This window comes from Dickeya parazeae Ech586 (genome assembly GCF_000025065.1).
GTDB classification, from domain to species: Bacteria; Pseudomonadota; Gammaproteobacteria; order Enterobacterales; family Enterobacteriaceae; genus Dickeya; species Dickeya zeae.
On the sequence record NC_013592.1, the window covers coordinates 4,323,513 to 4,336,472 of the forward strand.

General features: G+C 52.9%; 12 protein-coding genes. 1 reads left to right on the forward strand and 11 read right to left on the reverse strand.

Annotation, left to right across the window (positions count from 1 at the left end; translation table 11 throughout):
* The first annotated feature begins 610 nt into the window (after window positions 1-610).
* Window positions 611-2,176, forward strand: coding sequence for a diguanylate cyclase (locus DD586_RS18870; protein WP_012886394.1), 1,566 nt, complete (start codon window positions 611-613; stop codon window positions 2,174-2,176).
* 80 nt (window positions 2,177-2,256) lie between these two features.
* On the opposite strand, the gene ppiA is transcribed toward DD586_RS18870, so the two are convergent.
* The 11 genes from ppiA to DD586_RS18925 all read right to left on the reverse strand — a co-directional run bounded on the left by ppiA (window position 2,257) and on the right by DD586_RS18925 (window position 12,902).
* Window positions 2,257-2,829, reverse strand: coding sequence for a peptidylprolyl isomerase A (gene ppiA, locus DD586_RS18875; protein ID WP_012886395.1), 573 nt, complete (start codon window positions 2,827-2,829; stop codon window positions 2,257-2,259).
* A 242-nt stretch (window positions 2,830-3,071) separates the two neighbouring features.
* Window positions 3,072-4,226, reverse strand: coding sequence for a mandelate racemase family protein (locus tag DD586_RS18880; RefSeq protein WP_012886396.1), 1,155 nt, complete (start codon window positions 4,224-4,226; stop codon window positions 3,072-3,074).
* Between the two features lie 454 nt (window positions 4,227-4,680).
* The gene (gene trpS, locus DD586_RS18885) at window positions 4,681-5,685 is read right to left on the reverse strand and encodes a tryptophan--tRNA ligase (protein WP_012886398.1); all 1,005 of its coding nucleotides are present in this window, start codon (window positions 5,683-5,685) and stop codon (window positions 4,681-4,683) included.
* Window position 5,686: 1 nt separating this feature from the next.
* Window positions 5,687-6,385 (reverse strand): phosphoglycolate phosphatase, encoded by a 699-nt coding sequence (locus tag DD586_RS18890; protein ID WP_012886399.1) that lies wholly within the window; start codon window positions 6,383-6,385, stop codon window positions 5,687-5,689.
* The gene (rpe, locus tag DD586_RS18895; protein WP_012886400.1) at window positions 6,378-7,055 is read right to left on the reverse strand and encodes a ribulose-phosphate 3-epimerase; all 678 of its coding nucleotides are present in this window, start codon (window positions 7,053-7,055) and stop codon (window positions 6,378-6,380) included. Before rpe ends, DD586_RS18890 begins: the two co-directional genes overlap by 8 nt.
* 140 nt (window positions 7,056-7,195) lie before the next feature.
* Window positions 7,196-8,020, reverse strand: a complete 825-nt coding sequence (gene dam, locus DD586_RS18900) for an adenine-specific DNA-methyltransferase (RefSeq protein WP_012886401.1) — start codon at window positions 8,018-8,020, stop codon at window positions 7,196-7,198.
* Between the two features lie 77 nt (window positions 8,021-8,097).
* A complete protein-coding gene (locus DD586_RS18905; RefSeq protein WP_012886402.1) occupies window positions 8,098-9,171 on the reverse strand; it encodes an SPOR domain-containing protein in 1,074 nt (357 codons plus the stop codon).
* A 134-nt stretch (window positions 9,172-9,305) separates the two neighbouring features.
* Window positions 9,306-10,391, reverse strand: coding sequence for a 3-dehydroquinate synthase (gene aroB, locus DD586_RS18910; RefSeq protein ID WP_012886403.1), 1,086 nt, complete (start codon window positions 10,389-10,391; stop codon window positions 9,306-9,308).
* A 53-nt stretch (window positions 10,392-10,444) separates the two neighbouring features.
* On the reverse strand, window positions 10,445-10,966 hold the full coding sequence (gene aroK, locus DD586_RS18915) for a shikimate kinase AroK (RefSeq protein ID WP_023640907.1): 522 nt from the start codon (window positions 10,964-10,966) through the stop codon (window positions 10,445-10,447).
* Between the two features lie 340 nt (window positions 10,967-11,306).
* The gene (gene hofQ, locus DD586_RS18920) at window positions 11,307-12,608 is read right to left on the reverse strand and encodes a DNA uptake porin HofQ (RefSeq protein WP_012886405.1); all 1,302 of its coding nucleotides are present in this window, start codon (window positions 12,606-12,608) and stop codon (window positions 11,307-11,309) included.
* Window positions 12,609-12,611: 3 nt separating this feature from the next.
* On the reverse strand, window positions 12,612-12,902 hold the full coding sequence (locus DD586_RS18925) for a HofP DNA utilization family protein (RefSeq protein WP_228669717.1): 291 nt from the start codon (window positions 12,900-12,902) through the stop codon (window positions 12,612-12,614).
* Between the last annotated feature and the right edge of the window lie 58 nt (window positions 12,903-12,960).

Here is a 12,960-nt window from a genome sequence, read left to right on the forward strand (position 1 = left end):
GTTGGCATAACGCGCTTATACCCTAAATAATTCGAGTTGCAGGAAGGCGGTAAGCGAGTGAATCCCGATGAGCTTACTCAAGTAAGTGATTCGGGTGAACGAGCGCAACCCACACACCTGCAACTTGAAGTATGACGGGTATATTGACAACAACCATCGCTAAACCGTATATCAATACTATCAAACACAGCGAAACAGACCGACATCGCGAAAACAGACACACAGCAAAACAGGCCGGACAGGTCATCATCAGGATGACGATGCCATCGCGTTGCCGAGCGACATCCTATTCGGCTCTCCTGATTCTCACCCTGGTCAGGCATTATGCCGCCACGCTACGCGGTATCCTGCCATCGGACGGCATAAACAAGCCTGCGACGAGTACAGACTTTCAGACACGCTTTTTATATCGTGTGCCTGCCTTGTCATGCTCTTGTACTGCAAATTCAATATATTTGTATTGGCTACTGTGTCAGCATCAATAAAATCGATGGCAGTGACGCAAAGGAAAGAGAATAAAAACCAACTGCTATTCCGCTGAGCACGCACGAATAACAACGAATGCCAGTGACAGTCACACTTTTTGCTTTTTTTTATTTTGAGGTGATACATGCGAGTCGATGTCCCCACAATGTTTATGATGATCATCGTCTCAAGTTTTGCCCTGGCCATGTGTGTGCGCTGGGCGGCGCACAACCATCGGGATCGGGAATTGATGATTTGCACCTGGGCATTAGTTTTTCACGGAACGGCCTACACATTGTATGCGTTACGCGGCCAAATTCCTGACACGCTATCCATCATCCCCTCGAACATCCTGATTGCGCAAGCCTACTCATTACTGCTTCTGTCTGTCGCTACGTTCCAGCAACGGCGTGTCCCGCACTGGTTGTTGTGGATGCCAGCGGTATTTGCCGCCGTGTTCTTTAGCATCATGCTGGATAACCAGAAAGCCCGCACGCTGGTCAGTAGTATTCTGTGCATGCTACAAGCCTTTGTGGTGATTGGTTATTTGTTGACGCAGGCAACCGATCAACCGGTTCGGGGGCGCAACCTGATGGTGTTGGGGCTGACGGTGAATATCCTCAGCCTTATCCATCGACTCTTCTTGTTACTATCCAGCGGCAATTATCCTACTTCATTACTCGCCAGTTCCCCGGCACTGACGATTATCAATGTGGCGAGTCTCGCCACGCTGCTCTTCATTGCCAACGGGCTGATCATGATGACGAAGGATCGTTCCGACCATCTCAACAGCCTGATGCTGCGCCAGGACAACCTGACAGGTTGCTGGAACCGCATCCGGGTACAAGAGATAGCCCGTCAGGAAATGGACCGTCTGGAGCGATATGGCTATCCCGTGTCGTTGCTGATGTTCGACCTGGATCATTTTAAGAAAGTAAACGACGATTACGGCCATGCAACGGGAGATGAAGTGCTCAAAGCATTCGCCTACATTGCCCGCACCACGTTGCGCACTACCGATGTACTCGGGCGATGGGGAGGCGAAGAGTTCGTCGCAATTCTGCCGTCTACCGGTATCGGCGGTGCGATACTGACCGCCGAACGCATCAGGCAGGCGCTCGAGTCACAACGTTTTTCCCACGGCCTGCAGGTGACAACCAGTATTGGTATCGCTGTTTGTCAGTCTACCGACCATTGGGAAAGCTGGCTAAGCCGGGCCGACTCCGCGCTCTACCGCGCTAAAGCGGCTGGCCGTAACCGTGTCGAAACGGAAGCACTGATTGTCGATAATTCGTTGATGGTGCTGCCGGATACCAATCTGGTTCATCTGACCTGGCACTACAGTTACGCTACCGGTCATCCAGATGTCGACAGGGAACACCAGAACCTGTTTCGTCAGGCTAATGCGCTATTGCAGATAATACTGCGTAGCGGAACACGGGAAGAATTCTCACAGCAGGTCAGCCAGCTTATCGATTTACTGCACGAGCACATGCAGCATGAAGAGCAAATGCTGCGCGAAAAGCAGCATCCAGACGCCGGTTATCACGCCCGCTTACACAGCCACCTGCTCTATCGGGCAAGCGAGCTACTACAACGGTTTGAGCAGCAGCAGATAGGTATGACGGAGCTATTTCACTACGTGGTGTACGAAGTGATCACTCAGCACATGCTAATTGATGACAAAAAGCTGTCGCTGTCTAAAAAATAAATGGGCAGTTTCCCCACGCCGCGGCATCCTGCTGCGGGAATGGGGAAATGATGCGAAAGACATGTCAAACCAACAGGCGATTACTTCTTAATCACTTTTGCTGACTGAATGACGATAGGTTTCGTCGGTACATTCTGGTACGGCCCGACATTGTCGGTCTGGACTTGAGAAATCTTGTCTGCGACCTCCATGCCTTTGACGACTTTACCGAATACCGCGTAGCCAAAATCACGCTGGCCGTGATCCAGAAAAGCGTTGTCCGCTACATTGATAAAGAACTGACTGGTGGCGCTATCTTTTTCACTGGTACGCGCCATGGCGATGGTGCCGCGCAGGTTACGCAGACCATTATCCGCTTCATTCTTGATAGGCGGATTGGTGGCTTTCTGTTTCATATCACTGCTAAAACCGCCAGCCTGAACCATGAACCCTGGGATGACCCGGTGAAAAATAGTGCCATTGTAAAAACCGCTGTTGACATAATCGACAAAGTTTTTCACGGAAATCGGCGCTTTTTGATCATCCAGCGCCAGTTCAATGTTACCTGCGGTGGTTGTCAGCAACACGTGAGTGGACGTGGTAGCGGCAAAAGCCGGTGAAAAAGCGGTCAGGGCAAATACAGTCACTACCGCTGCCAGTATACGTTTTGACATGAAGCATTCCTTTTGAGGATCAACGACAGAAAGCGTACCGATTTTAAATAGCCATACCTTTCTGCGCCACCCATTTACCTTTTTTTACGCGATCACGGCCACCCATTGGCGAAAAAAAGAGCATTATTTGCTCTCCCACCCGCCGACTCAACATCATGATAGCCGCCACACGCTCCCCCGGAGTCGAAACATCATAACCGGGGGAGAGAAAGGGTCAAAAGAATGATGCGCTGCCCGGCCTATTAATGCTGGCTCAGCGTGTGTGCTTCGATCCAGTCAAAGTTGATATCTTCACCCAGACCAGGGCGTTGCGGCAGGTGAACGAAACCGTCTTCGTCCATCGGGTCCACCAGCGAATTCAGATAAGCCGCAGGTTCGTCGTAGTTCATGAAGGGATGCAGCAGGCCACGTTCATACCAGCGACAGTTTTTAATCGCCCCCACTACCGCCAGATTGGGTGCCCCGTTGCCATGAATTTCGCAATCCATACCGAAGGCCTCCGCCAGATGTGCCACTTTGAGGCACGGTGAAATACCGCCCACGCCCTGCACCCCGGCGCGCAGGATGTCACAGGCGCCTTCCTTCACCCAGTCGGCACGACTGAAGTATTTCCCACCCAGACTTTCTGGCCCGATGACATCGATATCCAGATTTTTGTTGAGCCAACTGTAGGATGCCATGCTCTGCTCCTCCATCGGCTCTTCGAACCAGGTGAAGTTCAGTTTTTGCAGCTCACGACCGATATACAGTGCCTCACTACGGCTGTACCAATGGTAGCCATCCAGCATCAAGTTAATATCCGGCCCCACCGCTTCACGCACCGCCGCACAGGCTTTCACGTCCATTTGCGGGCTAGGTGCGAATGATACCGGCGGCATCCAGGTGTGCAGTTTAATGGCCTTGTAACCACGCGCGACCAGTTTTTCGGCGAACTGACCGTACTCGTCCGGCGTCGACAGACCGCCTTTCAGTTCGTCGCCACACATGGTGCTGCCGTATGCCAGTACTTTATCGCGGTAGCCGCCCAGCAGTTTATAGACCGGCATGTTCAGAACCCGCCCAGCCAGATCCCACAAGGCTTGCTCAACGATAGCCAGCGCCCGGTCAGTTAACTGGTTAGCGCTACCGCGCTGCCAGTGCACCAGATCCTGCCATAAACGCTCACGGTCAAACGGATCCTGCCCAATCAGTACCTTGCGGAAAAAACTGTTCACCACATAGGGCCGAATGATTTCCGGCGGCGCAAACGCATACCCTTTGTGCCCATCCTCGGTGCTGATGGTCAGCAACGCCATGCTAGCCTGATGCTCATCGCCTGGGTGGGAATGTCCTGCGCTGTCAGAAACGCGGCGAGTGGGATAAGTGAAGACGGTGACGTCAATAGATTCAATTTTCACGTTGATTACCTGCCTGAAGGTGAAGCGCCCGCCAGCATCGGTTTTTATGAATTGATAAAAATAAAAACACAGTGCTGATTTAATAAAATTGCGTTTTATTTATATCGATTATTGAGGAAGTCTGCCGCAAGGTCATTAGGCAATTTATAACATTTGTGAAAATTATCCGCCCGATGATTATGCAATTGCCCTATTTACAATCTCTATTTTTATACCCTAAATAATCCAAGTTGCAGGAAGGCGGCAACCGAATGAATCCCCAGGAGCTTACTCAAGTAAGTGACTGGGGTGAGCGAGGGCAGCCAACGCACCTGCAACTTGAAGTATGACGGGTATATCATCTTTATTTTCCTTATCCATCGCTCAGACTAACATTAATAAAAAAGCGCCGCTTCCGATAAGAAGCGGCGCTGTCTGAATAAAAATAACCACGACCAGATAACGAACGTTCAGATTACGGGCGAGCGACAAACCCCACCACGTCATAGGCTTTACGCAGCGTTTCCTGCGCACGGGCGCTGGCTTTTTGTGCCCCATCACGCATCACCTGCTGCAGGAAAGCTTCGTCATCACGGAAACGGTGATAACGCGCCTGCAGTTCGCTCAGCATGCCGGAAACGGCATCGGCTACCGCGCCTTTCAGATGACCATACATCTGCCCTTCAAACTCTTTCTCCAGATCAGGGATGGCTTTTCCCGTCACGCCAGAGAGGATATCCAGCAGGTTGGACACCCCGGCCTTGTTTTGCAGATCGTAACGCACCACCGGCGGCTCGTCGGAGTCAGTGACTGCACGTTTGATCTTCTTCACCACCGATTTCGGGTCTTCCAACAAGCCAATGACATTATTGCGGTTATCATCCGACTTCGACATCTTCTTGGTCGGCTCCAGCAAAGACATCACCCGCGCACCGGATTTAGGAATAAACGGTTCAGGAACACGGAACACCTCACCGTAAATCGCGTTAAAGCGCTGGGCGATATCCCGGCTCAGTTCCAGATGCTGTTTCTGATCTTCGCCCACCGGTACCTGATTGGTCTGGTAGAGCAGAATGTCAGCTGCCATTAACACCGGGTAGTCAAACAACCCGGCATTGATGTTTTCTTCATAGCGGGCGGATTTGTCTTTAAACTGGGTCATGCGGCTCAGCTCGCCGAAATAGGTATAGCAATTAAGCAGCCACCCCAGTTGTGCGTGTTCCGGCACATGCGACTGGACAAAAATCGTGCTCTTTTGCGGGTCGATACCGCAGGCCAGATAGAGCGCCAGCGTATCCAGCGTCGCCTTGCGCAGTTGCTGCGGATCCTGACGCACGGTGATCGCATGTTGATCCACGATGCAATAAATGCAGTCAAAATCATCCTGCATGTTGACCCACTGACGTAACGCACCCATGTAGTTACCAATGGTCAACTCGCCTGACGGCTGTGCGCCGCTAAATACAATGGGCTTACTCATGTCATGCTTCCTGATCGTGTAAAAGGGGTAACCCGGCAAGGGTCAATAAATCCGCAAAGCGATCCAGCACCACGTCAGGGTGACTTAACGCGATCGCCTCACCATAGTTATAACCATACGTCATGCCGACGCACGGGCATCCGGCGGCACGGGCGGCCTGAATATCATTACGAGAATCGCCGACAAACAGCAATTCGTTTACCCGCAACCCCAGTTTACCCAACACCATGTACAACGGTGCCGGATGTGGCTTTTTCTCGGTTACGTCATCGCCGCCTAAAATCAGCGAAAAATAGTGCCCTATCCCCAGCACATCCAGCAACGGCGCGACAAAGGGCGTCGGTTTATTGGTAACGACGGCCATACGAAAGCCACGTGCGGCCAGTTCGGCCAGTGTGTCCTTCACCTCTGGAAACAGCAGGCTGCCGCTATCTACCGTGCGGGCATAATACTTATCAAACAGCGAACGGGTGTCCTGAATTTGCCTGCTCGTTGGCTCTACCCCTGCCCAGCGTAACGCCCGTTCCATCAGTACATCAGCGCCGTTACCAATCCAGGTGGATACTCGCTCTTCACCCGCGCGCGGCAGCGACAATGCACCTAATGCCATATCCACCGCTTCGGCCAGCCCCGGCGCGCTGTTAACCAGCGTACCATCCAGATCAAACGCCAGCCCACGAATCGCCGCAAAATCAGCCATGACGTACTGTCTCCAACTCCTGACGCATCTTATCAACCACCGCACGGTAATCCGGCTGGCCGAAAATCGCCGAACCGGCGACGAACATATCCGCACCGGCTGCCGCAATCTGCGCGATATTATCGACTTTGACGCCACCATCGACCTCAAGACGAATATCGTAGCCGCTTTCATCAATCCGCTGACGCACCTGGCGTAATTTATCCAGCGTAGAAGGAATGAATGACTGGCCGCCGAAGCCCGGGTTCACGGACATCAGCAAAATGATATCCAGCTTATCCATCACATAATCAAGATAACTCAACGAGGTGGCCGGGTTAAACACCAGACCTGCCTTACAACCATGGCTCTTGATCAGTTGCAGCGTCCGGTCGACATGTTCAGATGCCTCGGGATGAAACGTAATGAAGCTGGCGCCCGCCTCGGCAAAATCAGGTATCAGTCTGTCCACCGGTTTTACCATCAGATGTACATCGACCGGGGCGGTAATGCCGTAGTTGCGCAAGGATTTCAACACCAACGGGCCAATCGTCAAATTGGGAACATAGTGATTATCCATCACATCAAAGTGGACGACATCTGCTCCGGCAGCCAGAGCGCGCGCGGTATCCTCGCCAAGACGGGCAAAATCAGCCGACAAAATAGACGGGGCGATTAAAAACGGTTTCATGCGTTTCTCCAAACCATCAAGTCTGCATTCCGCTGCCGGGTACACCCACTGATGACACACCTGCGCAGCCACTCTGTTAGGGGAACAAGGGTGAGGTTTTTCTCACCGTTATTCCCCCTGCCCGTCGCCTCTGGTGACACTCAAGACGCCCGGCAGTACAACGCCAGCAATTCATTGACTTTACTGCGGCCCGAAATATTGCGGCTGATGGTGCGACGCGCCTTGACCACATACAACGATGACGCATCACGATACCACTCGCGAGTCAGTACCGTATCATGGTTGGAAATCAGCACCGGGATCTGGTTTTGCGATGACAACTGTTGCGCCAACTGTGCCAGATTTTGCTGATCCTGATGGTTAAAGTTGTTGGTGTGATACGCCGTGAAATTGGCCGTGGCCGACAGCGGCGCATAAGGCGGATCGCAATACACCACCGAGCCGGAGGTCGCATTTGTCAACGTCTGCTGATAATGCTCGCAAACGAACGTGGCGTTTCGCGCCTTTTCCGCAAACCAGTAAAGTTCTTCTTCCGGAAAATAGGGCTTTTTATAACGCCCAAACGGCACATTGAATTCACCCCGCATGTTATAGCGGCACAAGCCGTTATAACAATGCCGGTTCAGATACAGAAACAGCAATGCGCGGCGATAGTCATCGGTGCAGAGGTTAAATTCCGTTCTCAACTGATAAAAAACATCCGAGGTATTCACCTCATCAATAAACAACTCGCGGGCATCGCTAATGAACGTATCGGTTTCAGTTTTGACAATTTTATAAAGATTAATGAGATCGCTGTTAATATCCGCCAGAATATAGCTGTCGTAATCGGTATTGAGAAACACGGAACCCGCGCCCACGAAAGGCTCGATTAATCGCTCTCCCGCTGGCAGATATCGGCGAATCTCCTCCACCAGCGGATATTTCCCACCGGCCCATTTTAAGAACGCGCGGTTTTTCTTCATGCCGTCGTTAGTTACTCACACAGTTCAGAGCCACGGATTGTACTCTGTTAAGACAGCACATCAGGGCCAATTTGGTCTTACTTGGTCAAGTCCTGCTTCACCTGACGGATCGGCCTGACCCATGGTTTTTTCGCCTGAACATCAGCAGGCAGGGACGCAATAGCACGCTTGGCATCTTCCGGTGTGGCGTAAACACCATTCACCAGGACATACCAGGGCCGCCCGTCACGTTTCGTTTCATACACCCAGTAATTCGCCAGTCGCTGTTCCCGTGCATAAGCCTTGAGGGAATCTTCACGAGACGCACTGCTGAGCTGCAAGGTAAAGTGGCTGGCAGGCGCACTCTGGATAGCCGTACTGCTCTGGCTTGCGGCTGATGCCGCAGGTTTAACCACCGCAACCGGTTTGCTCGAAGGTGCGGGCATTACAGCGGTCGTAGGGCCGCGATGCGTATTCGTAGCAGGCTTAGCTGCCTCTTTAGCTTCTGCGACCGTTTTATGGGATGGCGTAGTTTCATGGAATGGCACAGTAGAAGGCTGCTTTTCAGCCTGCACACGTGACGGTGCCTTCTCCACAGGCTGCGTGCGCCCGGATTTGGTGGTCGGCGACAATATGGTAGCCGGTTCGGTCGGCAATCCAGCAGACAAGGCGTTTACCCTATCTTGCTGCTGAGGCTGAGACAACGCCTCGGTGATATTACCCGGCAACTCGATACGCTGCTGGTTGTTATTCTGTACCGGCAATGGCGCCTGCGTAGGGGTGCCGGAAACCGGCTGGCCGCTTAACGCCTGCGGAGCGCTACTCCCCGTATTCGGGTTATTGCTTACCGGTACCGGGGAAGGAGGCTGAGGTGCCGTCGGCGATGCTCCCTGCGTCTGGCTGGAAGACATGGACGATGACAAATCGATATTCTTGCCAGAACCGGCGGTGGGTGACGACGCTGCAGGCGTATTCTGGCTGGGTGACTGCAAGGCAGAGCCGATGCCGATGATCAGCAGCACCAATACCACAATACCGATACCAATCATGGTGTGTTGTCTGGATAGCGAAACACTCGGGGCAGAGAAACTTTTGCTTCTTCTCTGCTGACGCACGGGGCGTCGATCACTGGTATCCGGTTTCAACTCTTCTTCCGGGTTGAACTCATCCATTTTACCCTCCCACTGAAAGGCTAGCTTTCGCACACATTCTGACGCTGCGAAAGTCTAAATCATAAGGCATTGTATTTTAAACGTAAACCACCGCGACTCCACCTGCTGGCTATTCAGCCAGCCCAGCGGAAGGTTTAGGGAAGGCAGTCGGCGATGGATGCCAGCACCAGCTCGTGCGATACGCCCGACCGGACCTCTGACTGACCAATTGCCGTAGGCAGAACCAGACGCAACTCTCCGGCCAGAACCTTCTTATCCCTCATCATGTGCGGTAAATACGCTTGAGGAACCATTTCGCTCGGTCCGGTGACAGGCAAACCAGCCCGCAGCAACAGCGCCTTGATACGCTCAACGTCATCTGCGCTCAACTGCCCGAGGCGACGCGCCGCATGAGCGGCCATCATCATTCCGGCCGCTACGGCTTCGCCATGCAACCAGTTGCCGTACCCCATTTCCGCTTCAATGGCATGTCCATAAGTGTGGCCTAAATTCAGCAAGGCACGCAGCCCGGATTCACGTTCATCCGCTGCCACCACCTCTGCTTTTAGTTCACAACAACGACGGATACAGTAGGCCAGCGGCGCGCCTTCCAGCCGACGAATCTCATCGATATGCGCCTCCAGCCATTCAAAAAAGACGCGATCGAGGATAACGCCATACTTGATCACTTCGGCAAGCCCGGAGGAGAGCTCGCGTGCAGGCAATGTTTGTAGGCAATCCAAGTCAACAACCACCGAGGCGGGCTGATAAAACGCGCCAATCATGTTTTTGCCAAGCGGATGATTGACTGCCGTTTTACCACCGACAGAGGAGTCAACCTGTGACAACAATGTGGTGGGAACCTGAATGAAGCGAACGCCACGTTGATAACAGGCAGCGGCAAAACCGGTCAAATCACCGATGACACCGCCGCCCAATGCTACCAGCGTGGTGTCACGACCATGCGGTTTGGCCAGTAATGCGGAAAACACCTGCTCTAGCACCGCCAGCGACTTGAATTGCTCACCATCGGGCAGAATAACCTGATCCACCCGTACGCCGCTGCTCTCCAGCAGACTACGCACCTTGTCCAGATACAACGGAGCCAAGGTTTCATTGGTCACCAGCATGACCTGGTCGCCAGCCCTCAGCGGCATAAAAGAAGCCGCATCGTTGAAAAGACCGGCGGCGATCGTAATGGGGTAACTACGTTCCCCGAGGGTTACGGTGACTCTTTCCATGCACGTTCCATTGATCTGTCAGAGACCTGCGGTATACAGGAGATTGCACAAAATCAGTTGTTTTCCAGCATGCTGATAATCTGGTTGGCAACGACTTTGGCGCTTTGTTCATCGGTGCGAATCGTAACATCGGCGATTTCTTCATACAGCGGATTACGCTCTTTCGCCAACGCCTCCAATACTTCGCGTGGTGGGCTTTCAACCTGAAGCAACGGACGTTTTTTATCTCGTTGAGTACGGGCCAACTGTTTTTCAATCGTGGTTTCCAGATACACCACCACGCCACGTGCTGACAGGCGATTGCGGGTTTCGCGTGATTTCACCGAACCGCCGCCGGTTGCCAGTACAATGCCTTGCTTTTCCGTCAATTCATTAATGACTTTCTCTTCGCGCTCGCGGAAGCCTTCCTCGCCTTCCACATCAAATACCCAGCCCACATCAGCCCCGGTACGACGCTCAATTTCTTGATCGGAGTCGAAGAATTCCATATTGAGCTGCTGAGCTAACTGACGGCCAATGGTGCTTTTGCCGGCACCCATAGGCCCAACCAGAAAGATATTGCGTTTCTCTGCCATTTTTTTGGTATTACTAAGAAATTCGTTAATGATAACCCGCCCCGCCATGTAACCTGCGGCGGAACCTAAACTGAAACCTCATGAGCGATAGTGCGAGAATCAGACAAAAAATTATCTCAATACTCAGGGTGGTTTGGCAACCGAATAAAACGCCACACAAACCAGGTCATCATAAACCGTGCGTTTTATCTACACTGCTGATGTAACACCACTTCCGTGCTCAAGCCGCTATCCTTGTATGCTAAAACGACGGGATCGTCAAACGATGAAGGGCACTATTTCACAAAGCGAGTGCATAAAGCGGGCAGACACATCCTTACTGCCCGCTGTTTTAAGATAATCAGGCCGCTGGTGCTCGTTTGGCCGCCTGAATCAGCGTAGGCGTGATAAAGATGACCAGTTCGCGGCGCGTATGCTGCTGGCTTGTGGCGCGAAACAACCGACCAATGCCCGGTAACGCGCCTAAACCGGGTACCTGACGCTCCCCTTGATTTTTCTGCTGTTGGAAAATCCCACCCAGAACAATGGTTTCGCCATCCTGCACGGTGACCTGAGTCTGGATCTCCTGTTTATCGATCGCCAGGATTTCTCCGCCCTCCCCCTGCTTGATAGCCCGCCCCGGCATATTCTGGCTAATCAACAGGTTGAGCGTAATCTGCCCGCCATGCAGAATTCTGGGGGTGACTTCCATGCCCAACACCGCTTCCTTGAACTCGATCGATGTCGAACCGCTGGCACCGCTGGATACCTGATACGGGATTTCTGTGCCTTGCTTGATGCTGGCCGTTTGTTGATGCGCAGTAAACAGGCGCGGACTGGCGATAATCTCCACCTCGTTTTCCTGTTCTAGCGCCATCAGCTCCAGGTCAAGTAATCGTCCATTGAGCTTTGCCAGGTGGAACCCGGCGTTAATGGCGGGCGATTCAACCGGAAGGTTGACCGTGAAGTTATTCATTTGCATTGCCTGCCCTGCTATAGAGGCCTCCCCCAGCCCCCAGTTCACCCCCAAGGCTTTAAGATGTTCGCTGCTGATGGTGACGATATGCGCCGCCAGTTGCACCTGCGACAATGGCTTATCCAACGCGTCAATCCAGGGACGAATTTGTTCCAGCGCAGAGGCAACATCCCGAATCAGTAGCGTGTTGGTGCGTTTATCGACGGTGACGTTACCGCGTTCCGTCAGCAACGTACCGCGCTGGCTTTGTAGATTCGCCACCACCTCAGTCGCTTCCGCGTACTGCAAGGTGACGGACAAGTTTTGCAACGGTAGCTGCAAACGCTGCTTAGCCGCCAGCTCTTCCTGTTTCTGCTGGCGGTCTTTCACATAGGTATCGGGGTAAACCATCATGACGCTATTTTGCTGCTCAACCGTCAATTGCCCCATGCGCAGAATGATATCCAGCGCCTGCTGCCAGGGAACCTGCTGTAAATTCAGGCTAATATTACCCGCCACCCCCGGTGCCACGACCAGATTAAGTTGCTGGTGGTCTGCCAGCGCCTGCAAAACTCGCTGAACCGGAACGTCGTCAAAGACCAGTGAAACCGGTTCGCCGCTACCGGCTTTGGCCAGCATGCTGCCGCATAACATCATCAACCAGCCGTAGCGGTAAAACCGTCTGCCGGGAAAACATCCTGTCTTCATCCTTCATTCCTTGTTGTGATGAAAAGGTGGCCCAAGGCGTATCTCCGCCACCCCACAGCTCACGTTCTCATCCGTTTTGCGCAACGTTGCGCCGCCATGGTCGAGCTGGGTAATCTGCCAGTCACCGGGTGGAATAACGTCGCCATCACGAACGCGTAACCAGCCAATTTGCGGTTGTACCAGCCAGGCAATCCACCGCGACGATGACCCAACCATTCCCTTTAGTTGCCATTTCTGCTGATCCTGCCCGCTATTACACGCCATCTCCGACAAGGGCTGGAATGGATCGCGCATAACGGACTCGCGTACTATGGGGTCGTGTATTACTGAGTCGCGTGTTACTGAGTCGCAT